Raw genomic sequence first — 23,004 nt, 5'->3', positions numbered from 1 at the left:
GCGTACCGATTACTCAGGGATAACACCCTCGAATCAGCACGTGGCTCTCGATAAGGCGACGACTATCGTTTGCGGGCGACGACGCCGAGGTGGTCGTCATGGGAAGCGAGCCGCTGGCGGTCGATGATCTCGTAGGCCTCGGTCAATTCGTCACAAACTGAATCAAAGACGGTCTCGGGGTCGGCGGTCACATCCTCGCTGCGGGCCTTGATCGCCAGCAGTAGCTGGCCGTCGTCGGTGAGGAAGCGGGCGTTGTCGACGGCGACGCGCGCCTGCCCGCGGGTGGCGACATCCTGGACGAGCACGTCGAGGTCGCTCTCGACGATGTGGCTGTAGGTATCGGGCTTGCGGGCATCTTTCAGCAGCGGAAAGAGGTTGTTGCGAGCCTCGGCCACGTCAAGGAGGTCGCCCATCGGGCGCGGCGCGAACTCGACGGCGTAGGTCGGCCCCGCGAAGTCGGCGACGTGGCTGACGGTCGTCCCGCTGGCCGCACCGAGATAGAGAACACCCTCACCGCCGACAAGGTCGATCTCCATCCCGGCTTCGAGCATCGCACCGAGCTTCGACCGGCCGGCGTCCCAACACCGCCACTCGCCGTCGGTCGGTTCGCCGTAAACCGGCTGGCCGCGCGTCGCCAGCCGCTGTCGACCGTCGAACTCACGTCGCTGGATGCCGTCTGGGAGGTTGGTCATTGTTCTTCCTCCGTGTCGCCGTCGACGTTGCCTCCACCGTCGCCATCGTCCGCTCGCGCGCGGATCGTCGCCATCCGGTCGTCGAGTTCGTCGTGGATCCCCGGCCGGAAGTCGCCGCTGTAGTGGTCGATGCGGGCGGCGATCGTCAGCTTGCCGGCCAGCGCGCGGGCCGCCGAGCCGCGATCTTCCGGGCGAGTGCCGTTGACGTAGGGGTGGGTGTAGATGATCCCGTGTTTCGGCGAGGAGCCGCGGCCGGCCAGATGAGCGAACAGCGCGTCCTCCGCGCCGAGTACCTGGACGGTGCCGCTGGGTTTCTTCGCCAGCGAGTCGAGGCCGCCGGCCAGCGAGATGAGCCGCGCCGCGAGCACAGGGCCGGCCATCTCCGCGAGGTTGGGTGCGACCTCCGGGGCCAAGCGTTCGATGAACCCCCGTAGCTCGTCGGCCTCGGTTGCGAGGTTGTCGATACGGGTCGCTAGCGCGACGACCCGCTCTTGGACTGGGTCGTCCGGTTCGCAGGTAGCGATTTCGCGCGCACCGTCGATGCCGCTGGCAACGTCGTCGAACTGGGTGTTCGCCCACTCGGTGCAGCGTTCGGCGAGTTCGTTGGCCGTTCGGGTGGCGTCGTCCATCGCGCGGACGGCATGGAGGAGTTGCTGGTCGTCGGCTCCTTCGCGTTCGGCGACAGCCTCGCGGGCGGCGTCGATGGTGGCTGTTCTGAGTTGGGCGTAGTAATCATCGGTGTCGGCGGCGACGCCCGCTTCGACGGCTTGCGCAGGCCAATCCGCTGGAGCGTCGGCGGAGCCCCGCCTGATAGCGTCGGCCGCGCCGGCGAGATCACCGCTGTCAACTGATTCAAACCACCCTGAATCAGCGGCGTTGGGAGTCATATCTCATACGAACGCAGGGATTCGTATATTTAGCCCGGTATTGCGGCGGGAGAGCCACAACGCAGCTAGCCGCGCGGATCTACTGTCGGTCGCAGTGACATTCGTGGGTGGCTTGCGCGAAGTGCTGGACATATTCGTGGAGCTCGACTGCCAGTTCGAACAGGGCTGTCGCCTGCTGTGCAGCCGCGACTGTCGTGCGATAGTACGCGGCCGCCCGGTTGTTGCGATAGAGTTGTTTCAGCCGACGTGCTGTCGAATCAGTGATTACGTTGAGATCGGCGGCCCGATCATACGCACGAGTATGGCCCTCACGGAAGTCATCAATCGTGTCGTTTGAGCCTGTCAGCGCGTAGAACTCAAGCGTTCGCTCGATGGCTGCAAACGACATCTCGATGACGCTCGTATGATAGCCATCGTGTTCACGAAGGAGCCGACAGGCGTCAAGCAGGCGGCATGCCTTTCGGAGTTGGAGTACGGCAGGACTGTGGCTATCCGGATCGAGTCCATCTTCGTACTCGGGACGACCGAACTGCCCGTCAAATGCGTCTTCCGTCCGTGCGAGGGCTTCCGTGAGCCGCGTCGGTTCATCAGCCACTGTTCAACACCTCCTGTTTCAATGATGTGAGTTCCTCGTTCTCGACGAGCGTGATGGCGTCAGTAAAGATGTCTCTGAGACGGTCGGCTTGCGACCGGGCTGAGTCGGGTGTTTCAACGAGAATCTGGAACTCGTATCGGTCGCCATCGAACTGCTGTTGTCCAAGTTCTTTCGCAATCTCGTTCGCCGTGTGTTGGACGCCGCGCTCCGTCGCAAGCATCCACAGGTCGATGTCGCTTTGTCGGTCGGCGTCCCCGTGAGCGACGCTGCCGAACAGGAGCATACCGGCGGTCGATTCGATTTCGGCCTGCAGTTGCTTGATTGCCGTCCGGACGGGCTGCTGAAACTCCGGTTGTGGGATTCGGAGGATCGGATCATCAGGAATCGATACTCTGGTACGGTTGATACTGATGAGTCGGCGATTTCCCTCGGGCGTCGCTACAATGAGCCCGTTCGGTTCCAAGACATCGACAGCCCGCTTGACTGACTGTGCGGCGTTGTCGGTGAGTCGCCCGAGTTCACGAACCGTGAACTGCTTGTATGGATTATCGACGAGCACCCTGAGCACGTCTGTCGTGGCACCATGTCGGAAGAGGTCGGGTTCTGGGGGTGGAATCGGTAATCCAATCGTCGCTTGATCAGATCGATCACCACTCTGCATTTGTCTCGCCATACATTACATGTAACGTTTAACGAGACAATAACTGTTGTGGACTACTGGATCCCTCTTTTGCTCGAACAAAGTTGTTCCTCGCGCCGGATGAGTGCCCTTTTTCGGGCCGCTCTCGAAGGGCCGCCATGCCCCGAGTCCCGTTTCACTATATCGATCTGCGGACGTTTTGTTATGCGACCGAGGATGAAAAGCGGGTCGAGGACGCCCTGCGGCACTTTCTGGCCGAAGAGTTCGAGATCGATCGCGTCACGAACACGGGCCACCACGGCGACCGGATCGTCGTCCTCTCGGCGCGCGTCGAGAGTGCCGACGGGATGCGGGTCGTCCTCGATCGGTTGGCCGAACTCGACGCCATCGACCGTGTGCTTGAGGAACTCGACGACCGCGTCGACGACAACTGCTCGTTTTTCCTCCGGCTCGACAAACAGGCCGCGTTCAACGGCCTCGTTCGGTTGGGCGAGGGGATCACCCTGCGCGCGAAAGTTGAAGCCTATCCAGCCAAACACGAGAAAGCAGTGGCGAACGCCCGCGAAGCGATCGAGCTGGCTGGCGGCGACGCTGATGAGTAACGACGACGCCGCGTAGTTATTCTTCCCGCCACTTGATCGAACAGCCGCGGGAGGGTCGATCCGGATGCTCGATCTCCTCGCCGGCGAGAATCGACTCGATGGCCTCCTCGACGTAGAACTCGGTCGGCTCCGAGTCGGGATCGAGCGCATCATCCAGCCGACCGTGATACGCCAACACCCACTCGTCGTCGACGCGGCGGAAGAGGAAGGGGTCGGGCGTACAGACCGCGCCGTACTCACGGGCGACGTTCTGGGTTTCGTCGTAGAGGTAGGCATCATAATCGATCGTCTCGTCGGCGACGAGTTCGACCATGTTCTCATAGGAGTCATCGGGGTACTCCGTGTTCGCGTTGGGGTTGATGCCGACGACTGCGGCGTCGTCGAACGCGTCGCTGAGTTCGTTGAGGTGGTCGAATTTCGCTTGGGCGTACGGACAGTGGTTACAGGTGAAGACGATGAGGAGGGCGTCGTTGTCGGCGAAATCGGCTGGGCTGTAGTGTTCGCCGTCGGTGCCACGAAGCTCGAAATCGGGGGCGGTGTCGCCACGATCTAGTTCGGAGTCAGACTCCTTGAGCGTCATATCGGCAACTGAGGGTGCCACGAGCAAATCCGTTTCGGCACTGGCGTCAGGTCGTGGCTCCGCAGCCGTTATGCTCATAAGTTATATTCTATGTAGAAAGTATTATCACAGAGAATCGACTACCGACAACTACCGATGAGTGCCACTATCGCTGCGAGCACACAGGAATCGTCTGATCGCTGGGAGCCCGTCCGCGAGTTGCCGCCGAGCGCGAAGCTCGTCGCCAAGGAGCTGGATCGCCACGAGCAACTCACCCAGACCGAGCTTGCCGAGGCGACACTGCTCTCGACGCGAACGGTTCGGCAGGCTGTGAGCCGACTGGAGGATGTCGATGCTGTCGACTCCCGCGTGTCCTTCCGGGATGCCAGAAAGCAGCTCTACACGCTGACGCTGTAGTCGCCGCCTCAGTCGTGAGCGTAGTAGACAACCGATCGGTCGGGAGCGTGGGCGTCGACACGAACGAAGCCGATCCGTTCGAACTGGATCATCTCGTCGACCGCGGTGTCGACAAAGGCCGGTTCGGCTTCGCCCGTCACGTCGCCGTCAGGCGTTCGCATCGTGACCGAGACGGTATCGTCGGCCGGTACCCAGTGGATCACGTCGACGCCCCCTTCCCGGACAGCGTCGATATCGTCGCCGGTGACGACGAACTCGCCGTTGTCGTACCGGACGCAACCGTAACCTTTCAGCCAGATTCGCTCGCCGTCGCTCGGTAGGTCGTCCGGTTCGATGAGTACCGCGTCGTCGACGGGGATCTCCCGGCGGCCGCGATCCTCGTGGTTCGGATGTAGCGGCGGGCTGCCGGCAGTGGGTTTCTCGTCGCCGACAACTGGCACCTGTTGGCCGTCGCGGACGCAGAAGTAGCGGTTGGCATCCTCGTCGACGAGATCGCGGTTGTTGGCGTAGATCGACGACATGGCGAGATCGACATCCGAGGTCGACATGCCGAGGCCGATCATCGATTCGACGACCGCCTCCCCGCGGATGCCGCGGCGACGGATCGATTGGAGGGTGGGCGCGCGTGGATCGTCCCAACCGTCAAGCTCGCCGGCGTCGATGAGTTCCTTGATTGTTGAGGTCGAGATGTCGATATCGTAGGCATCGATCTGGACGTGGCCCCAGTGGAGCACTTCGGGGTACTCCCAGTCGAAGTAGTCGTAGACGAACTGCTGCCGCTTGGCGGAGTCCTGGAGGTCGATGCCGCGGATGATATGGGTGATGCCGGTCAGGTGGTCGTCGATGCCGGACTGGAAATCGAGCATCGGCCAGCAGCGGTACTCGTCGGCCTCCTCGCGTGGATGCGGCGTGTCGATCATGCGGAAGGCGACCCAGTCACGCAGCGCGGGATTTTTGTGTTCGATATCGGTTTTCACGCGGAGCACCATCTCGCCCGCGCTGTACTCGCCGTCAACCATGGCTTCGAACTCCTCGGCGACGGTGTCAACGTCTTTGTCGCGGTTCGGCGAGGGCGTCCCTTCGCGTTTGAGCTCCGAGAACTCCTCGGCCGGCAGATCGCAGGTGTAGGCCCCACCCATCTCGATCAGCTCGCGGGCGTACTCGTAGTAGGTCTCGACGCGGTCGGAGGCCCGCAGCACCTCGTCGGGCTCGAACCCGAGATAGGCGATATCGTCGAGGATCGCGTCGTAGGCGGAGAGATCCGGTCGCTTGGTCTCGGGGTCGGTGTCGTCGAATCTGACGACGAACTCGCCGTCGTAGCGGTCGCAGTAGGTGCCGATGACCGCGGGCATGCGGGCGTGGCCGAGATGCCACGGGCCGTTGGGGTTCGGCGCGGCGCGCAAGCGGATCGGCTCGTAGTCGTCGACGTTCGGCAGGTCGGGCAGCGTGTGCTCGTCGCCCTCGTCGTCGGCGTCGAGTTCGTCGACAAGATCGGGATCGAGTTCGGCGAGCCGTTCGCGGCGGGCCTCGCGGTCGAGTTGGCCGATCTTGCCGACGACCTGGCCGACGACGCCCGGGATCTCGTCGCCGTGGGGCCGGAAATCGGGATTCTCGCCCATGAGCGGACCCATGATCGCGCCCACGTCGGGATCGCTGTCGTGTTTGAGTGCGTTGAACAGGGCGTGTTTCTCGGCTTCCTGTTTCACGCGCTCGCGGAGTTCGTCATCCATTGAGCGTTGGTTTCGCGTGACTCGTCAAAAGCGGCGTGGATCGAACGGCGGGCTGTGGCGATCCGCGAACAGCTACCACGCATCCAATACAGCTAATACACAAAACGACAAAGAAATACATATGCCAATCGACATCGAGACGTTCGAATCAGCACCCGATGACCGCCTCCAGCACGACGGCGAGACCAACGCTGACCGTGTCATGGAATTTCTCGCTGTCCATCCCGACAAAGCGTTCACGCAAAGTGAGATTCGCGAGGCGACTGGAGTCAAAACCGGGAGTATCAGTGTCGTGCTCTCGCGGCTCGAAGATCGTGGGCTCGTTCGACACCGGGGCACCTACTGGGCACTGGGTGAGGCCGACGATGTGGCGGCCTACACCAGCTTCGCCCAGAGTACGCAAACCGCGAACGACCGTTTCGGGCCCGAGAAGATGGACGAGTGGTTGGAACACGCTGTCGAGGAGGATCTTGGATGAGCTACCGGCGTGGCGATGTTGTCTGGGGCCCAGATCCATTCAAGTCAGTCGAAAACCCTCGACCGTGGCTCATCCTGAACAACGACCGCCACCCGTTTTGCGACGAGGAGTATATGACGGTCACGTTGACGACGACAGCACACGATGCGGGTATTTCAATCGACGACGCCGACTGGGTTGAGGGCGGAATGCCGCGACAGAGCTACGCCTCACCGTGGACAGTGGCCTCGCCGAAACACGCCGCACTCGTCCGCCGACAGGGCCGACTCACCGAATCGTTCGTCCAGCGCGTTGTTGCCGCGGTAGAGACATATCTCGAACCGCCGACTGAAGGCTGACAGCAGCTATCTCTGCGTCGAAATTCCGACTGGTCGCTGCGATGACGAATCCGGAGTTCGGAACGCTTGAAACCCTCACGAGCAAAGCCTAGCTGTGAGTCGCCGACGCCTCTTTGGCTCGCTGTGTGGGCTCGTCTTCTTCCTCAACCTCGCCAGGATCATCTTCGCGCCGCTGCTGGACGTGTTCATCGCCGAGTTTGGCATCGGCGAGGCGACCGCCGGCCTCATCGTCACGCTCGCGTGGGTCGGCAGCGCGTCACTCCGACTGCCGGCGGGCTGGCTGCTCACCAAAGTCCCACGCCACTACCTCGTCATCGTCTCGGGGACGATCCTCGCGCTGTCGGCCGCCGCTGCCGGCGCGGCGGTGACCGTCCGCCAACTGATGATCGGTGCGTTCTTCATGGGCACCGCATCCGGCGTCTACTTCGTCGCGGCGAACCCGTTGTTGAGCGAGCTGTTTCCGGATCGCGTCGGCCGCGTGATGGGGATCCACGGCGCGGCCAACCAGGTGGCGGCTGTCGCGGCCGCGCCGCTGGTCGCCGTCTCGCTGTGGGTCGACTGGCGGCTCTCGCTGTGGGCGATCGCCGTCGGCACCGCCGTCGTCACCGTCGCCACCGTGGTTGTCGCCCGGCGGACAGAGATGCCCGCGGCGGGGGCGGCCGACCGGTCGCTGCTGGCCGGCGCGCGCTCGGAGTGGCGGATCATCCTCGCCGCCCTCGCCTTAGCCGGCGTCGCCGTCTTCGTCTGGCAGGGCGTGTTCAACTTTTACGAGCTCTACATGCAGTCTCGCGGGCTCTCGCCGAACGAGGCCTCGACGATGCTGACGATCGTCTTCGCCGCGGGCGTCCCCGCCTTCTTCGTCGCCGGCGAGTTGGCCGACGACCTCCCGTCGGTGCCGCTGTTGCTCGGCATCGTCGCCTCCTTCGCCGGCTGTCTGCTGTTGGTCGTCGCCTTCGACGGGCTCGTCGCCTTAGCGATCAGCTCCGCGCTGATCGGCTTTGTCATCCACGCGCTGTTCCCGGCGACCGACGCCTACATTCTGACCGCGCTGCCGGACTCGGCTCGCGGGAGCGCGTACGCCGTTTTCAGCTCCGTCTGGATGCTGTCCCAATCGGGTGGCTCCTCGGTTGTCGGTGAGTTGATTGAAGTCGGATTCGCCTACGAGACAGTGTTCACCGCCGCGGCACTCGTGCTTGTTGCGACGGTCGTTGTACTCGGCGGACTCGAACGCGCCGGCCGGTTGCCGGCGTAGATGTCAACTGAGCAAGGTTCCTTCTCTGTGTTTCCACCGAGTAAATCCACTAGAGATTTGTACCCTGTCGTTCAATCCAGTTGCAACACCGCCGTTCGCAGTGAGCAACTTCGATAGCATGACTGATCTCTCATCGAGTACCCCGTCCGAGAACATCCATATTCTCCATGTCGACGACGAACCAGATTTCGCCCGGATGGTGACCGACAACCTCACGGCGGAAACCGACCGCTTTACCGTCGAGTGGACGACCGACCCCGACGAGGTTGCGGCTATCGTCGCCGACAGCGGCGTCGACTGTGTCATCAGCGACTACATGATGCCGGAGATGACGGGGTTGGAGGTGCTTGAGGAGGCCCGGGCTGTCGATCCGGATATCCCGTTCATTCTGTTTACCGATACCGGCAGTGAATCCATCGCCAGCGAGGCGATCTCCGCCGGCGTCTCCGATTATGTGATCAAACAGCGGATCAAAGAACAGTACACGCTGTTGGCCAACAAGATCACCACTCATGTCGACCGGCGACGTGCCGAGGCCGTCGCCGCCCGCACCGAACAGCAACTCCACGAACTCGCCGAGAACACCAACGATGTTCTGTGGATCTTCTCGGCTGACTGGTCGGAACTGGAGTATATCAACTCCCGGTATGAGACGATGTTCGGGCAGTCGGTCGAAAACCTGTCTGAGAATCCCGAATCGTTCCTTCAGGCGACCCATCCCGACGATGTTGACGACCTCACGCAAGCGATGGAACGGTGTTCTGCGGGGTACACCCAGGATATTGAGTACCGGATTGAGTCGGGCGACGACTGGAAGTGGGTCGAATCCCACGCCGAACCGATCGTTGAGGACGACACCGTGGTTCGGATCGCCGGCTTCACACACGATATCACCGAGCGCAAGCAACGGGAGCTTGAACTCGGCGCGAAAAACGAGCGGCTCGAACGCTTCGCCTCGATCGTCTCCCATGACCTCCGAAACCCGCTGAGTGTCGCCGACGGCTATCTTGAGATGGCGCGCAACGAGGCCGACAGCGACCACCTCGAAACGGTCGCCAACGCGCTCGACCGGATGGAGACGCTGATCAGCGAGATCCTCGTCCTTGCCCGAGAAGGCCAGGAGGTGACCGACATGAACTCGGTCGTCCTCGACAACATCATCCAGTCGAGTTGGAGCAACATCGACCACGGGGCCGCCACACTGCAAGCGGAGACGAACGTCCGCATCGAAGCCGACAAGATCCGGTTGGGTCAGGTGTTTGAAAATCTGTTCCGAAATGCTATCGAGCACGGCGGCGACGATGTGACGATCACTGTTGGTATCCTCGACGACAACGCGGGGTTCTACGTCGAAAACGACGGCGAGCCGATCCCCGAGGACAAACAAGAACAGATCTTCGAAACCGGATTCACGACGAATAAACAGGGCACCGGCTTCGGGCTGGCGATCATCGAGCGGATCGTCGAAGCCCATGGCTGGGAGATCCGCGCGACCGATGGCACCGATGGTGGCGCGCGCTTCGAGATCACCGGCGTTGCGCTCACGTCACAGGATCAGACACTCGAATAGAATTAGCAGGGATAACTGAAACCGCGCGAGGGGATTACTGGAACGCTTCGCCGACGACCGGATCGTCAGCGTCGTCGACCTCGCTGCGGTTGAAGTTGCGTTCGATCTCCTCGTAGTGGCGTTTCGTCTCCTCGGTGACGCTGGGCTGAACCTCGTCGAGGGCGTGCTCGAAGTGTTCCATCGTCACCCGGACGTTGCCGACGGATTCGCCAACCTCTTCGCGGCTGACGCTGCCGATGAACTCCCGGCTGGCGGCCATCGAGGCCTCACGGCAGACGGCTTCGATATCCGCGCCGACGTAGCCATCGGTTTTGCGAGCCAGCTGGTCGAGATCGACATCGTCGGCCAGCGGCTTTTCGGCCGTGTGGACGGCGAAGATCTTCCGGCGGGCATCCTCGTCGGGCACCGGTACGTGGACGTGGCGATCCAGTCGACCGGGCCGCAGCAGCGCGGAGTCGATCAGGTCGGGGCGGTTCGAGGTGGCGATGACGACCACATCTTCCAGCGATTCCAGCCCATCGAGTTCGGTCAGCAGCTGGCTGACCATGCGCTCGCCGACGCCGGAGTCACCGGAGTTTTGGCCGCGTTCGGAGGCGATCGAGTCGATCTCATCGAAGAACACCACGGTTGGGGCGTTCTCCCGAGCCTTGCTGAAGACCTCGCGGACGCCTTTCTCCGACTCGCCGACGAACTTGTTGAGCAGTTCGGGGCCTTTGATCGAGATGAAGTTCGATTCGGCCTCGTTGGCGACGGCCTTGGCGAGCAGCGTTTTCCCGGTGCCTGGCGGGCCGTACAGCATGACGCCTTTTGCGGCGGCCATATCGAGCTCCTCGAAGACCTCGGGGTACTCAAGCGGCCACTGGATCGTCTCCCGGAGCCGCTCTTTGGTGTCTTCGAGGCCACCAACGTCCTCCCAGGTCACGTCGGGGACTTCGACGAAGACCTCACGGAGCGCGCTCGGCTCGATACCCTTGAGCGCGGCCTTCAGATCGGATTCCAACACCTCGATTGATTCGAGGATATCGGCATCGATCTCGTCGCTTTCGAGATCGAGCCGCGGGCGGATCCGCCGGAGTGCGTTCATCGCAGCCTCCTTGGCGAGGCTTTCGAGGTCGGCCCCGACGAAGCCGTGGGTGTTCTCGGCGTACACGTCGAGATCGATCTTCTCGTCGAGCGGCATGGTGCGGGTGTGCACCTGAAGGATCTCCTTGCGGCCCTCTCGATCCGGGACGCCGATCTCGATCTCCCGATCGAAGCGACCACCGCGGCGCAGGGCGGGGTCGATGGCGTCGACACGGTTGGTCGCGCCGATGACGACGACCTCACCGCGGTCTTCGAGCCCATCCATCAGGCTCAGGAGTTGGGCCACGACGCGGCGTTCCACGTCGCCGCCAGCCTCCTCGCGTTTTGGCGCGATGGAGTCAAGCTCGTCCATGAAGATGATCGCGGGGGCCTCCTCGGAGGCCTCCTCGAAGACTTCACGGAGCTGCTCTTCGCTTTCGCCGTAGTATTTCGACATGATCTCCGGCCCGGAGACCGTGTGGAACGAGGCGTCGATCTCGTTGGCGACGGCCTTGGCGATCAGGGTCTTGCCGGTGCCCGGCGGCCCGTGCAGCAGGACGCCCTTCGGCGGGTCGATGCCGAGGCGTTTGAACAGCTCGGGGTGTCGCATCGGCAACTCGATCATCTCTCGAACCTGTTCGAGTTCCTCGTCGAGCCCGCCGATGTCCTCGTAGGCGACGTTTGGTGCCTCCGCCGATCCCTCGGCGGCTGCCGGCGGCGCGTCGGCGATCTGCTCGGCTGGCTGTTCGGCGATCTCGACGGCCGTGTCATCGGTGATGACGACGGTGCCCGACGGCGTCGTCGAGGCGATCTTCAGCGGGACGGCCTGCGATTGGCCGCCCATGAAGCCAAAGCCCAGCGGAAGCCGGACGCTTTGGCCCTGGGTAACCGGCTGGCCGCCGAGCTCACGGCGGATCAGCGAGTCGATGTTGCCCCGGATGCCGAGCCGTTGGGGCAAGGCGATCGTGATCCGGTCGGCCGGCTGGATGTCAGCCTTCTCGACGGCGACGGTGTCGTCGATGCCGATGCCGGCCTCGCTGCGGAGGCGACCATCGATCCGGACGACACCGGTGCCGTCATCCTCGGGGTAGCCCGGCCATACCCGGGCGATCGCGGTGCCGTCATCGCTTTCAAGACGGATGAAATCCCCGCCCGAAAGGTCGAGTTCGTCGGCTGCCACACGGTCGATCGCGGCCAGTCGGCGGCCGGCGTCCTTCTGTTTGATTGGTTTGACTGTTAGTTTCATTTGTCCACCTGCACGGTGAGCACACCGTTGTTTACCGTTACGTCCGCGTCGGAGCCGGGAAGGTCGAGTTCGGTCTCGGAGACCTGCCCGTCGTTGTCGATTACGAGGATCAGGGTGTCGCCGATCGTGTCGTACTGCACGCTGTCGTCATCGACAGGGAGGTCGGCGGCGAGTACCCACTCGGTCTCGTAGTCGTACTCTCGGAGCAACCGATCGTCACGGTCTGCTAACTGGGTATTATTCATCACTCTATTACATGAATAGATGCGCTTCTATATAAACCTTTGCCTGCTAATCGCAAGACAGCAGTATGCGGTAGACTACCGGTAGTGTTGCGGTTCACACGCTGTATGGTGGTGGGCTATTCACACGCTGTACGGTGGTGGGTGGGAGCTGGTAGGAGGTGGGAAGTGGTGGAAGGTGAGAGGTGGTGGCCTGCGCCCAAAATGTGAGATAGCTCAGTCGAGGTCGTCGAGGCCGGGTTCGGTGTGGCTGTGTTCCTCGGCCGGGAACGAGCCGGATTCGACAGCGTCTCTGTACTCCTCGATCGCGTCCGTCATCGCTGCCCGCACGTCCCCGAACTGCTCGGCGAACGGCGGGGCGTCCTCGCTGAGCCCGAGTACGTCGCTGATGACCAACACCTGTCCGTCGCAGTCGCCGCCGGCACCGATCCCGATGGTCGGAATATCGAGATCGTCGGTCACCTGGGCCGCGAGGTTGGCCGGAACGTGTTCCAAGACAAGCGCGAACGCGCCGGCCTCCTCGTGTGCGCGGGCGAGCGACAGAATCTCCTCGGCGGCCGCCTCGGTCGTCCCCTGGCGGGTGTAGCCGCCGAGTTGGTTGACATGTTGGGGTGTTAGTCCGAGGTGTGCCATCACGGGGATGCCGAGCTGGGTGAGCCGTTCGGTCAGCTCGACGGTGTGGGGGCCGCTTTCGAGTTTGACCGCGTCCGCGCCGGCCTCCTTCAGCATGCGGCCGGCGTTGCGGACGGTTTCGCTCTCGTCGACACCAACTGAAAGGAAGGGCATGTCGGCGACGACAAGGGCGTCGTCGCTCCCGCGGGCGACGGCGGCCGTGCGGCTTTCGACCTCCTCGACGGTGACCGGCAGCGTCGAATCGTAGCCCAACGCCTCGGTGCCCATGCTGTCGCCGACCAGCAGGATGTCGATCCCGCAGTCGTCGATCAGCCGGGCGGTCTGGGCGTCGTAGGCCGTCAGCATCGTGATCGGATCGGCCTGTTCCCGCAGGCCGCGCGTCGTGGTCATATCTCAGTGTCGTCGCTCCGTCGGTAAATCGGCTGTGTCCCACAACGACGTAGTATTCAGATAGGTAATCGATGGAGATGAATAGGTGTAGAAAGCCCTCGGCTCTCTCGACTCCCACGGCTCGCTGCGCTCCTCGTCGTTCGCGGTGCTCACTCCTGCAGTGCTTGCGTCGTCCGGGTTCGCCGAGTGGGCGGCCGGCGTTGCCGGCCGCCGAAAACGTGGCGGCGACGCCGCCACGCCCGCCTCGCCCTTTCAGTCTATCAGAAGACGTCGTCTTCTGGTTGCCCGAAAATCTTCGATTTTCGCAGGCCGCCAGGAGTTCGGTTGGTCGTCTGGTCGACTCCCTTGTCTGGCCCTCTTGTCATCGCTCATAGCGGCGGCTACCACTCAACGTAGGTGATGTACTCCTCGCCCTCGTATACGAGCAGCCACATCCCGTAGAAATCGTCGACATCGATCCCCTCGTGGCTCCGAATCCGATCGAGAATCGACTGGAAGGCGTCGCTGTCCTCGTAGTAACCGCCCTCGATGGCTTCTTCGACGACCTCGCGCTCGGGGTTCGAGAGCCCCGAAAGCGTGAACAGGTACTGCTCGCGTACCTGGTCGGCGAAGGCCTCGACCGTCGGGGCGACCTCGGTCGCCGTATATCGGTACTCGGCTTCCGGTGCCGTGCGTGAGTCGACGGCGACGCGGTAGCGGTCGCCCTCGTAGACCAATATATCGTACTGTCGCTCGGGGACGAACACCGAGTCGTCGCCGACTTCGGCCGCACTCCCGTAGCTGACGCCGACATCGTAGCCGTCGCTCGTTGGCGGGTCCTCCGAGAGAATCCTGTCGAGCCGGCGGCGATCCGTCTCGGGGAGCTCCTCGTAGGCGATGGTACCGAGTTCGGCTGTCGTATCCTCCGGGTTCAGATCGAGAAGCACCTCGTAAACCGTTACTTCGCTGCTGCTCAGTCGCGTCTCGTTCAGCTCGTAGAAACTGTTATTGAGCCGAACCGTGCTGGTGCGGTCGAACAGTTCGTACCGGCCCCGGCGGGTGGTCGAGCCGTTGTCGACGGCTGCGGCGGTGACGGTGTACTCCTCGGCGCTGGAATCGGGGTGGAGCGACACCCGATCGGCGATATCGTCGGCTGTCGCTGCGTCCATCGTGAGGATGACCTCCGGATGGGCGCAGCCGGCAAGCGGAAGCGAGAGAAACGCAGCACCGGTAGCAAGAGCCTGACGACGGCGCATACCGCATGGAGGGTGAGCGGCCCCAAAACGTCCAGGGTCGTTCACATCGGCGTTGCCGCCGGCCGAACGGCGGCCGCGCCGGACCGAACCGTCACCTCTTAGCCGGCCGCACCGAACCTCCGGGTGTGGCCGATCCCGTAGCCAAAACCAACCCCGACGGCGTCGATTTCGGCTGGGTGATGCAGGTCACCTTCGTCGTGACGATCCTCGTCGGCGCGCCGCTGGTCGCGCTGCTGTCGACGACCGTCGAGCTCTCGACATGGGGAGCGCGCGCCAACTTTGCGATCCGGGTCGGCGCGCCGATCTGGCTGACGACAAACATCGCCGCCTATCTCTACGCGAAGTACAAACGCGAGGCGTCAGACGGCGGCGAGCAGCCCGAACAACCGGAGTCGACAGCGACTGACGACGAGTAATCTTAGACGTATTCGAAGGCGACACCGGCGCGGTCGGCGGTCTCCTTATCCCGCGGCGAATCGCCGACGAAGAGCGCGTTTTCGGGGTCGACACCGAGGGCCTCAAGCGTCGCCAACAACGGCTCGGGATCGGGTTTGTGTGTCGCTACCGAGTCGCGGCCGACGACCGCGTCAACGTCGTCAGCGAGACCGTGGGTTTCCAGCGCGATCTGGCAGGCGGCCTCACAGTTGAGCGAGCAGACGCCGACCGGCACGGTTTGCTCGGTGAGTTCGTCAGCCAGTCCACAGCGGCGGGAGCGGCGCGCACCCTCCCGTTCGTGGCGGCTGATCGCTGCTTCAACGTCGTCGGCGATCCCATGCTCCGCGGCGGCTTCCAGCAGCGACCACAGCCCCGCGCCAGTGGCGTCGATCCCGCTGTCCTCGTAGACCTGAATCACGTCGGTGGCGACGGCGTCCCAGTTGACAGCGAGCGTCACCAGCGTCCCATCGAGATCGTAGACGACGCCGGCGTACTCGTCGGTCACGCGTCGGCCTCCCAGAGCGGATAGAGCTGATCGGTGGGGGCCGTGGTGATCCGCTCGCCGTCCAGCACCAACGCGCCGTCGTTGCTGTCGTCGCCATCCTCGTTGCTCGACTCCCGCACCTCGCCGATGACTGCCGCGTCGATCCCAGCCCCAGCGAGCGCATCGAGGGCTGTATCAACGGCTGCCGGCGGCACCGTCGCCAGCAACGCCCCCGAGCCGAAGATCCGGAGCGGATCGACACCCATCGCCTCACAGATCGCGGCTGTCTCGGGCCGGATCGGGATCGACTCGCTGTCGACAACGAGGTCGACACCGGAGGCTGCTGCCAACTCGACACAGCCGGTGACGACCCCGCCCTCAGTGGGATCGTGCATCGCGGTCGCCGCCGATCGCAGGTGCGTTGCCTCCGGATGAATGCTGATCTCCTCGAAAAAGTCGGTCGCGCGGTCGAGCGTCGCCTGATCGACGCCGGCCTCGCGGGCATCGTCGGCGAAATCGGTGGCGAGGATGCCGGTACCCTCGATGGCCGCACCCTTCGTGAGCAGGAGTTTGTCACCTGGCTGCGCACCGCCGGTCGGGACGTGGTGATCGGTTCGACCGAAAGCCGTCAGGCTCAGGAGTGGCCGCTCAAGCGCGGGCACGTACTCGGTGTGGCCGCCGACGATGGTGACGCCGAGAGCGTCGGCCGCGGCGTCCAGTTGCTCGGTCAGCGTCGCCAGCGTCTCGTCGTTTTCCTCGGGGAGAAAGATGACGTTCGTCAGGAACTCCGGGTCAGCACCCGAGGCTGCCACATCGTTGCAGGCGACGTAGACGCCGAGCGTCCCGGCGCGGTCGGCTGCCAGCGAGATCGGATCGCTACTCACGACGAGGGTTTCGCCGTCGCCGAGGTCGATGGCGGCGGCGTCCTCGCCGTAGGCCGCGCCGGTCAGCAGATCCGCGCTCGACGCGCCTGTGCGGTCGAGGACGCGCCCGAGCGTATCGGGGTCGAGCTTGCCGATCATCGTGCGGTGGTGGGACGCGGCGGCATCGGCGGACTACTCATCAACGAGGTCGATGTCGAACTCCTCTTCGAGCGCGCGGACGACCGAGCCGCCGACGCCGGCCCGGGTGGCGCGGCCGTCCTCGATGGCTTCGAGATCAGCTTCGTCCACGTCGAGTTCGGCGGCGAGGTCGGCGATGCTGTGGCCGGCGTCCTCTCTGGCTTCGGTGACACGCTCCCCGTAGTCGGCGACGAGATACGGAAGGCGGTCGCCCTCGTAGTTGGTGCCCTCCTTTTCCCAGTGCGTCGAGTCGCCTTTGGCGGCGTCGTACACCTCGGCTTGTCGCTGTGCGGCGCGTTTCTTGCGATCCTCCGGGCCGTCGCTGCTCCCGCCGCTGGAGCCGCTTGAGCCGCTGGAACTGCCCCCGGAGCTTCCGCTCTCGTCGCTCGTCGTTTTCCGGTTGTCGTCGTGGGGCGCGCAGTCCGGACAGACTAACAGCACCGCGCCTTCGACGTTGGCCTTGCTGAGGCGGTTGCTGGCGGTGCCACACAGCTCGCAGCTGTCGCCGTCACCACCGCCACCGCTGTCGCCGGTCGAATATTTCGCCATGTTTCCCGGTTGGGCCGTCGATGGTTTAACTCTTCACGCGCGTCCTGTTGGTCGTCGGTGGGTACGTCGGGAGAATGATGCGTGGGTGCTGTCGTAGAGACAACACCACATCGTGGCGGCTGAACCGCCTGCGATGCGTGGGAAGAGATTTGAACTCTCGGACCTCTACAGGACAGCGCCCTCAACGCTGCGCCGTTGGCCTAGCTTGGCTACCCACGCTCGCGGGTGTTTTGTACGCTTTCGCGCAGTCGGTTGTTTACCGGGGTTGAATAAAAGCCCTTTCTTTTCGGGGGCAGCCCCGCCGGCGTGACCCCGGTGCCGACACTCGATTTGTCCAGGGTGGCGACAGACAAACAAACGGTTTTGATCGTCGCTCCCAAACGCGGGGGTATGCAACTGCAGGCCCGCGACAACGTGCCGTTGCTGACCGCCGTGTTCTCTGTCCTCGCTCTCGGGGCAGTCTTCGCCGCTGTCGGTGGCGTGATCCCCACCCAACTCATCCCCCGGATCGATGGGCTGATCGCGGTGATCCCGGAGCTCAACGTCGCTATCAGCCTCACCGCGATCGGGACGATCATCGCCGGCTGGCGGGCGATCCGCCGCAACGCGGTCGACAGCCACCGCAACTACATGTTGGCCTCGTTTGGGCTCTTTGTCGCCTTCCTCGTCTTCTATCTCTATCGGGTCAGCCTGGAGGGCCCGACCGCCTTCCCGGGGCCGGCAACGATCGAGCAGTTCGTCTACTTCCCGATCCTCGGGGTTCACATCCTGCTGGCGATCATCTGTGTCCCGCTGTTGATCTACGTGATCCTGTTGGCTGTGACCCGGCCGATCGAGGATATCTACACCAGTCGCCACCGGAGTGTCGGCCAGATCGCGGCCGTCCTCTGGCTGATCTCGTTTAGTCTCGGGATTGTCGTCTACGCGATGCTGTACGTGGTGTACTGATTTTCGTTCCACCTACCGACTGCCCACCTACCGACTGACATCGGCTGTCCTGCTCAGGGTGATCGGCGCGAGCAGCCGCCCGAGGAGTGCTCTGAGGAACCCCCGGATCGGCCCGTTGCCGTCGGCGACAAGCGGGGCCACCGACTGATCGCGCGTCCGCCCGTAGCGAAGCTGCTGAACCCCATCGACGAGCAGCCAGCCGCCGACAAGCGCGCCGCCGACAACCCACGAAACGCCAATTCCGCTTCGAGCGAGCAACGCGACGCCGACCAGTATCGCCCCGCCAAGCAACACGTGATCGGCGTAGTCGCCGACCACCCGCTGGATCGCGTCGCCGAGAGCCCGAAGCGCGAGAAAGCCGGCTGCCGTCCCAGCAGCCATCGCCATCGATTCGCCGAGCGCGAGGAGTGCCGCGCCGACGACGCCGGCACGAAACAGCTCGCTCACGACGGTCGTGCGATCGGGGAGGGCGGTCATCACCGATCGATATCACGGCAGCCACAAAAACTGTCGGTCGATACCCGCGTTGCTCAGTCGTCGGCCGCGAACGCTTCCGGCCCGCCGATGACCGGGCGATTGACCTCCCGGTCGGTCGTTTCGCCATCGATATCGTAGGGGTATTCGCCGGTCACACAGCCCAAACAGAGGTCGAGCTGCTGGCTGTCGAGGCTTTCCGCAATGGCATCGATCGAGAGATAGGCGAGGCTGTCGGCGTTGATCTCCTCGCGAATCTCCTCGACGGATTTGTCGGCGGCGATCAGCTCCTCGCGGGTCGCCATGTTGATCCCCATATAACAGGGGGCGACGATCGGCGGGGAGCCGACGCGCATGTGAACTTCCTCCGCGCCGGCATCCTTCAGCAGGTCGACCAGCTGATTCGAGGTCGTCCCGCGAACGATCGAGTCGTCGATGATGGTGACAGTTTTGCCCTCGATGGTGGATTTGATCGGGTTGAGCTTCAGGCGGACGGCGCGCTCGCGCTCGTCTTGGGTTGGCATGATAAACGTCCGGCCGACATAGCGGTTTTTCATCAGCCCCTCGGCGAAGCGGACGCCGGTGTCGTCCTCGGCGCGGGCCTCGCCATCGGCGGTCGTCTCGCTGGCGGCGTCAGCGTAGCCGGAGGCGAAGGCGCGCCCGGAGTCCGGCACCGGGAGGACGACATCGCTCTCGATGCCGCTTTCCTCCCAGAGCTTCCGGCCGAGTTCTCGCCGAACCTCATAGACGAGACTGCCATCGATTTTCGAGTCGGGCCGAGCAAAATAGACGTGTTCGAAAAAGCAGTGGGCCGTGGTGTCGTTGTCGACGAGCTGATAGGAGTCATACCCCGTGCCGTCGCTGTCGAGTACGACGAGTTCGCCCGGCCGCACATCCCGGATCAGCTCCCCACCGAGGGTGTCGATGACGGTCGATTCCGACGCCAAGACGTAGCCGTCATCGAGGCGGCCGATACAGAGCGGGCGGTTGCCCTGTGGGTCGCGGACGCCAAGCACCGACTCGTCGTGCATGATCGTCAGCGAGTACGAGCCATGCAGGCGTTCCATCGTGTGCTTGACCGCCTGGATCAGATCCTCATCGAGGAGGTTGCGCGCGATGTCGTGGGCGATGACCTCGGTGTCGCCGTCGGAGGTGAATGCGTGGCCGAGATTGGCGAGTTCGTCGCGGATCTCGTCGGCGTTGACGAGGTTGCCGTTGTGCGAGAGGCCGAGCGAGCCGGATTTAAATGAGACGGAGAACGGCTGGGCACAGCAGGCGTTGATGCTGCCCTCGGTCGGGTAGCGGACGTGGCCGATGCCGGTCGTGCCGTTCAGGGAGTTGAGGTCGCTCTCGTCGAAGGCGTCGCCGACGAGGCCCATCTCGACGTGGCTGTGCTGCTGGAAGCCGTCGTGGGTGACGATGCCGGCGGACTCCTGGCCGCGGTGTTGGAGCGCGTACAGCGAGTAATACAGCGGTCGTGCGACGGGTCGATCCTCCAGTGCGATCCCGACGACGCCGCATTTCTCGGTGAGCTCGTCGAGAGACTGGGATGTCGAATCCCGGCCGGATTCCATACCAGTGTTACTGTCGTGGTTCTCTAAAAAGCCTCGTGTTTGTGTCGTCTCGACGCTGTCTCCGACCCCATCTATACACGAACGTGAATACCTGCCGGCCTGTCGGCCGATTCTATCGACTCACTCGCCGCGCTCGGCGACAAGCGAGACGTAGCTGATTCGACCGTCATCGATAGCGTTGTCGGCGATCGAAAGCTGTGTCACCTCGGAGACGTTCCACGACCGCGCGGCCGAGGTCGTCTCCATTGTCTCGGAGTCGATTGAGAAAGTCATCGCATACATCATATAATCAACCATTAAACAGAAATAATTAATTGACGTGAAGTTATATTAACAATTAGGAGAGGTCAAGGAGACAATTCTGTTATTATATTCCACAAATAAATATGAAGGAAAAGGATTCAGCGCAATCATCTGATACATTCGTAGAACGTTTCGCCATTCTGTTATCTAATAATATACCTAAACAGATTGGTACTATAGATGATGAATTACAAAATACTATAGATGATGGATCCGAGAACCTATTAGTAAAGTTTCGATCATTCAGTAATAATACAGGGAGATTGCTGAGAATAATCTTAGTACCTTTGTTCATAGCTTTTATATTAGCAATAGTAATTGTATTCCTCGAAGACTTATCAAAAATTGATACAACAAGTCAACTATTTCTACCAGTATTAGTTATTATTGGACTATTTTTCTTGGGTTCTATGTTGGTTTGGGGGATAACTAGTTTATATTTTATTTTTTCTATAGGGTCTCTCATATGGTATGTTATCCAGAAAGTAGGAGATGCACTATCAATAGACTCTCAATATAATGATGACAGATATGAATTTTGGCTATTCAGAGTAAATAATGAATATAGTTTTAACTATAAGCAAATTAGGAAAAAACACGTCGTCCTCTGGTACTATTCGGGAGTCTATCTTGTAGTCGGTGGATTGTTTTTGATTTTTGGCAAATTGTTGCCAATATCAGCTGATATAGTGTTTAAATTTTTAGAAAATTCGCCAAATGTCGAGTCATTTGTTGGTTTAACTGATGGAGTAAGACAATTTTTAGATACTATGGTAGATGTAGCCAATGAATTTACTCCTGTAAATGTTGAAGCGTTGTTAAATTTGCAGGATTTAGGAGTATTATTTTACATAATAGGCATTTTGTTGTTTTTATCTTCATTTCGACACTTAAGAAAAATCAACTATGATGCCACCAGATCACTACTCAAATGGAATAATATAAACAAATTCAGGTTCCGAAATCAAATACTTTTGATGATAGACCTGGTTATGGTAGTGAATTACGAGTATTTTGAAAATAAAATAAACCCAAGGATTCATAAATTAGTCATCGAGATTATCAATTCGGCGATCATAATATTTGTTTTCACCCTTCTGAGTATATTTTACCTATATTTCATAATATAGAGGTTGAATATTGTGTGATTGGAAAAATATGGGCCGCATCCTCGCCTACGTCTGTGATTCCCGTGTCTCAACATTCGACCAAGAACGACAAAAAATATATCCTTCATCCGGTGAATCAGCGATCCCACTCCTTACTGAATTGTATGGCCAGAGAAATCGAAAAACCGTGGCCGCTTAGTTGTCGCCGGATTTCGACTGCCAGGCGTAGTCGCGTCGTTTGGCTGATTTGCCGAAGCCACACGAGGAGCAGACCTTCTTTTTGCTGTGGTAGGACTTCTCGCCGCAGCGGCGGCATTTGACGTGTGTCGTGGTGTTCTTCTTGCCTTGAGTCGGGGTTCCTGCACCGGTCATAGATTGATCGAAACGACGTTGTCGCCGCGTATAATGGTTGTGTCTTCGACCGCCTCGACGGCGATCTCGTCGACGCCGCCCTCGTCGATGTCGTCGTCGAGGCCGGCCGGTGGATCCAGCACGACGTTCATATGTTGGTCGTAACCAGCCAGCGTGCCGGTGAACGCCGTCCCGTCTTTCAGCCTGACGGTTACGGCATCCTCCAGTGACGCCTCAAGCACATCGAGGGGTCGTCCACTCATACCCGAACAGGGTTGTGTTTTGGTCTTAAACGTACCGGAACACGGCGTGGTTTTGGCTGTGGTGCCGCGGCTCGATTCCTGTCGCTGCTGCCCGGTCGCCGCCGAGGAAGCAATGGGGCTTTGCCGCCGCCCGGCCAACAACGCGTATGGAGGCGTCTGTTGTCGGCGATCTGTTGCCGCGGGATCGACGCCGCGAGCAACCCGCGCTGGTCGTCCCGGCCAGCGACCGCGAGATGAGCTATCACGATCTGTTCACGAACGCGTACAAATCCGGCAACGTCCTGCGGTTTCTCGGCGTTCGGGCGTCGGCAACCGTCGCCATCGAGGCGACGCCGGCTCCCGAACCGTTTCTCGCGTTTCTCGGCGCGGCCCAACTCGGCGCGCAGACGACGTTCGATCCGACGGCCGACGCGCGGGTGCGGCTGGTCGCTGTCGAACACGAGGCCGACTACGACACTGCGGGCGCGACGAAGCTGGCCGTCTACGGCGGCGCGCCCGAATCGCCGGCAACGACCCACTGGGAGCAGGAAGTCTGGAGCGAAAACCCCGGTTTTCCCGAAACTCCGGTCGATCCCGATTCGACCGTGTTGCTCGCCGACAGCGAGGGCTACAGCCACCGCGAGTTGCTTGCCGCAGCCAACGATGTCGTCGACGCGCTCGGGCTCGATGGCGACTCGCGGCTGGCGATCCGGGTGTCGCTGTCGACGCCCGCCGCCATCGTCGGCCTCGTCGCCGCGCTGGCCGCGGAGGCGACGGCGATCCTGGTCGGACCGTCAGAGATGGCTGTCGAGGCCGATGCCGCACTCGTCGCTGCGGGCGCGACCGCGCGGGAATCGGTGACAGTTGCGGCCGATTCGGTGGGGTTGTAAGCGTCGGTCGCGGTCG

28 protein-coding genes and 1 tRNA gene are annotated in these 23,004 nt (G+C 61.8%); 10 read left to right on the top strand and 19 right to left on the bottom strand.

Annotated elements, in window-relative coordinates:
* Positions 1-62: 62 nt before the first annotated feature.
* The 4 genes from EWF95_RS11035 to EWF95_RS11020 form a co-directional block, all read right to left on the bottom strand.
* Entirely contained in the window at positions 63-692 is a 630-nt protein-coding gene (locus EWF95_RS11035) for a fibrillarin-like rRNA/tRNA 2'-O-methyltransferase (protein ID WP_142444130.1), read from the bottom strand.
* On the bottom strand, positions 689-1,579 hold the full coding sequence (locus tag EWF95_RS11030; protein WP_142444129.1) for an NOP5/NOP56 family protein: 891 nt from the start codon (positions 1,577-1,579) through the stop codon (positions 689-691). Before EWF95_RS11030 ends, EWF95_RS11035 begins: the two co-directional genes overlap by 4 nt.
* Positions 1,580-1,658: 79 nt before the next feature.
* On the bottom strand, positions 1,659-2,174 hold the full coding sequence (locus EWF95_RS11025) for a DNA-binding protein (protein ID WP_142444128.1): 516 nt from the start codon (positions 2,172-2,174) through the stop codon (positions 1,659-1,661).
* Entirely contained in the window at positions 2,167-2,847 is a 681-nt protein-coding gene (locus tag EWF95_RS11020) for a nucleotidyltransferase domain-containing protein (protein WP_246055702.1), read from the bottom strand. Before EWF95_RS11020 ends, EWF95_RS11025 begins: the two co-directional genes overlap by 8 nt.
* Positions 2,848-2,972: 125 nt before the next feature.
* On the opposite strand from EWF95_RS11020, the gene EWF95_RS11015 reads away from it, so the two are divergent.
* On the top strand, positions 2,973-3,416 hold the full coding sequence (locus tag EWF95_RS11015; RefSeq protein WP_142444127.1) for an RNA-binding protein: 444 nt from the start codon (positions 2,973-2,975) through the stop codon (positions 3,414-3,416).
* A 16-nt stretch (positions 3,417-3,432) separates the two neighbouring features.
* On the opposite strand, the gene EWF95_RS11010 is transcribed toward EWF95_RS11015, so the two are convergent.
* Entirely contained in the window at positions 3,433-3,996 is a 564-nt protein-coding gene (locus tag EWF95_RS11010; RefSeq protein WP_142444126.1) for a thioredoxin family protein, read from the bottom strand.
* A gap of 135 nt (positions 3,997-4,131) precedes the next feature.
* Here EWF95_RS11010 and EWF95_RS11005 point away from each other — a divergent pair, with 135 nt between their 5' ends.
* Complete coding sequence (locus tag EWF95_RS11005) at positions 4,132-4,392, top strand: MarR family transcriptional regulator (protein WP_142444125.1); 261 nt, start codon at positions 4,132-4,134, stop codon at positions 4,390-4,392.
* 8 nt (positions 4,393-4,400) lie between these two features.
* Here the strand turns inward: EWF95_RS11005 and EWF95_RS11000 are convergent, their stop codons facing one another.
* Positions 4,401-6,122 carry a glutamate--tRNA ligase gene (locus tag EWF95_RS11000; protein ID WP_142444124.1) on the bottom strand — a complete coding sequence of 574 codons (1,722 nt, stop codon included), beginning with the start codon at positions 6,120-6,122 and terminating at the stop codon, positions 4,401-4,403.
* Between the two features lie 121 nt (positions 6,123-6,243).
* Between EWF95_RS11000 and EWF95_RS10995 the strand changes: the two genes are divergently transcribed.
* From EWF95_RS10995 to EWF95_RS10980, 4 genes are all read left to right on the top strand, one after another.
* A complete protein-coding gene (locus tag EWF95_RS10995; RefSeq protein WP_142444123.1) occupies positions 6,244-6,600 on the top strand; it encodes a MarR family transcriptional regulator in 357 nt (118 codons plus the stop codon).
* Positions 6,597-6,938 carry a type II toxin-antitoxin system PemK/MazF family toxin gene (locus EWF95_RS10990; RefSeq protein ID WP_142444122.1) on the top strand — a complete coding sequence of 114 codons (342 nt, stop codon included), beginning with the start codon at positions 6,597-6,599 and terminating at the stop codon, positions 6,936-6,938. Before EWF95_RS10995 ends, EWF95_RS10990 begins: the two co-directional genes overlap by 4 nt.
* A 94-nt stretch (positions 6,939-7,032) precedes the next feature.
* On the top strand, positions 7,033-8,190 hold the full coding sequence (locus EWF95_RS10985; protein WP_142444121.1) for an MFS transporter: 1,158 nt from the start codon (positions 7,033-7,035) through the stop codon (positions 8,188-8,190).
* A gap of 100 nt (positions 8,191-8,290) precedes the next feature.
* Positions 8,291-9,760, top strand: coding sequence for a hybrid sensor histidine kinase/response regulator (locus tag EWF95_RS10980; protein WP_142444120.1), 1,470 nt, complete (start codon positions 8,291-8,293; stop codon positions 9,758-9,760).
* 34 nt (positions 9,761-9,794) lie between these two features.
* Here the strand turns inward: EWF95_RS10980 and EWF95_RS10975 are convergent, their stop codons facing one another.
* From EWF95_RS10975 to EWF95_RS10960, 4 genes are all read right to left on the bottom strand, one after another.
* Positions 9,795-12,068 carry a CDC48 family AAA ATPase gene (locus EWF95_RS10975; protein ID WP_142444119.1) on the bottom strand — a complete coding sequence of 758 codons (2,274 nt, stop codon included), beginning with the start codon at positions 12,066-12,068 and terminating at the stop codon, positions 9,795-9,797.
* Positions 12,065-12,313, bottom strand: coding sequence for a DUF7127 family protein (locus EWF95_RS10970; RefSeq protein WP_142444118.1), 249 nt, complete (start codon positions 12,311-12,313; stop codon positions 12,065-12,067). Before EWF95_RS10970 ends, EWF95_RS10975 begins: the two co-directional genes overlap by 4 nt.
* 213 nt (positions 12,314-12,526) lie before the next feature.
* Positions 12,527-13,333, bottom strand: a complete 807-nt coding sequence (panB, locus tag EWF95_RS10965; RefSeq protein WP_142444117.1) for a 3-methyl-2-oxobutanoate hydroxymethyltransferase — start codon at positions 13,331-13,333, stop codon at positions 12,527-12,529.
* 380 nt (positions 13,334-13,713) lie between these two features.
* A complete protein-coding gene (locus EWF95_RS10960) occupies positions 13,714-14,568 on the bottom strand; it encodes a hypothetical protein (protein WP_142444116.1) in 855 nt (284 codons plus the stop codon).
* A 179-nt stretch (positions 14,569-14,747) separates the two neighbouring features.
* Here EWF95_RS10960 and EWF95_RS13780 point away from each other — a divergent pair, with 179 nt between their 5' ends.
* Positions 14,748-14,984, top strand: a complete 237-nt coding sequence (locus EWF95_RS13780; protein WP_142444317.1) for a DUF5822 domain-containing protein — start codon at positions 14,748-14,750, stop codon at positions 14,982-14,984.
* A gap of 2 nt (positions 14,985-14,986) precedes the next feature.
* Here EWF95_RS13780 and EWF95_RS10950 read toward each other — a convergent pair whose 3' ends face one another.
* The 4 genes from EWF95_RS10950 to EWF95_RS10935 all read right to left on the bottom strand — a co-directional run bounded on the left by EWF95_RS10950 (position 14,987) and on the right by EWF95_RS10935 (position 17,316).
* Positions 14,987-15,508: an HAD family hydrolase gene (locus tag EWF95_RS10950; protein ID WP_142444115.1), complete on the bottom strand. Its 522-nt coding sequence runs from the start codon at positions 15,506-15,508 to the stop codon at positions 14,987-14,989.
* Positions 15,505-16,509: an AIR synthase family protein gene (locus tag EWF95_RS10945; protein ID WP_142444114.1), complete on the bottom strand. Its 1,005-nt coding sequence runs from the start codon at positions 16,507-16,509 to the stop codon at positions 15,505-15,507. Before EWF95_RS10945 ends, EWF95_RS10950 begins: the two co-directional genes overlap by 4 nt.
* A gap of 33 nt (positions 16,510-16,542) precedes the next feature.
* Positions 16,543-17,097, bottom strand: a complete 555-nt coding sequence (locus EWF95_RS10940; RefSeq protein WP_142444113.1) for a helix-turn-helix domain-containing protein — start codon at positions 17,095-17,097, stop codon at positions 16,543-16,545.
* A gap of 134 nt (positions 17,098-17,231) precedes the next feature.
* A tRNA-Leu gene (locus EWF95_RS10935) sits at positions 17,232-17,316 on the bottom strand.
* 171 nt (positions 17,317-17,487) lie between these two features.
* Between EWF95_RS10935 and EWF95_RS10930 the strand changes: the two genes are divergently transcribed.
* Entirely contained in the window at positions 17,488-18,045 is a 558-nt protein-coding gene (locus tag EWF95_RS10930; RefSeq protein WP_142444112.1) for a DUF420 domain-containing protein, read from the top strand.
* A 27-nt stretch (positions 18,046-18,072) separates the two neighbouring features.
* Here EWF95_RS10930 and EWF95_RS10925 read toward each other — a convergent pair whose 3' ends face one another.
* The 3 genes from EWF95_RS10925 to EWF95_RS13610 all read right to left on the bottom strand — a co-directional run bounded on the left by EWF95_RS10925 (position 18,073) and on the right by EWF95_RS13610 (position 20,366).
* On the bottom strand, positions 18,073-18,522 hold the full coding sequence (locus tag EWF95_RS10925) for a hypothetical protein (RefSeq protein ID WP_142444111.1): 450 nt from the start codon (positions 18,520-18,522) through the stop codon (positions 18,073-18,075).
* 53 nt (positions 18,523-18,575) lie between these two features.
* A complete protein-coding gene (purF, locus tag EWF95_RS10920; RefSeq protein WP_142444110.1) occupies positions 18,576-20,093 on the bottom strand; it encodes an amidophosphoribosyltransferase in 1,518 nt (505 codons plus the stop codon).
* A 120-nt stretch (positions 20,094-20,213) separates the two neighbouring features.
* Positions 20,214-20,366: a hypothetical protein gene (locus tag EWF95_RS13610; protein WP_185911773.1), complete on the bottom strand. Its 153-nt coding sequence runs from the start codon at positions 20,364-20,366 to the stop codon at positions 20,214-20,216.
* A 113-nt stretch (positions 20,367-20,479) separates the two neighbouring features.
* On the opposite strand from EWF95_RS13610, the gene EWF95_RS10915 reads away from it, so the two are divergent.
* The gene (locus EWF95_RS10915) at positions 20,480-21,526 is read left to right on the top strand and encodes a hypothetical protein (protein ID WP_142444109.1); all 1,047 of its coding nucleotides are present in this window, start codon (positions 20,480-20,482) and stop codon (positions 21,524-21,526) included.
* A gap of 174 nt (positions 21,527-21,700) precedes the next feature.
* Here the strand turns inward: EWF95_RS10915 and EWF95_RS10910 are convergent, their stop codons facing one another.
* Positions 21,701-21,877 carry a 50S ribosomal protein L37e gene (locus EWF95_RS10910; protein WP_142444108.1) on the bottom strand — a complete coding sequence of 59 codons (177 nt, stop codon included), beginning with the start codon at positions 21,875-21,877 and terminating at the stop codon, positions 21,701-21,703.
* A complete protein-coding gene (locus tag EWF95_RS10905) occupies positions 21,874-22,119 on the bottom strand; it encodes an LSM domain-containing protein (RefSeq protein ID WP_142444107.1) in 246 nt (81 codons plus the stop codon). The genes EWF95_RS10910 and EWF95_RS10905 overlap by 4 nt, the downstream gene beginning before the upstream one ends.
* A 146-nt stretch (positions 22,120-22,265) precedes the next feature.
* Between EWF95_RS10905 and EWF95_RS10900 the strand changes: the two genes are divergently transcribed.
* Complete coding sequence (locus EWF95_RS10900) at positions 22,266-22,988, top strand: AMP-binding protein (RefSeq protein WP_142444106.1); 723 nt, start codon at positions 22,266-22,268, stop codon at positions 22,986-22,988.
* The last annotated feature ends 16 nt before the right edge of the window (positions 22,989-23,004 follow it).

The organism is Halonotius roseus (assembly GCF_006861655.1).
GTDB classification, from domain to species: Archaea; Halobacteriota; Halobacteria; order Halobacteriales; family Haloferacaceae; genus Halonotius; species Halonotius roseus.
Note: the sequence above shows the minus strand (reverse complement) of the source record. Positions and strands in the feature narration are given on the sequence as shown.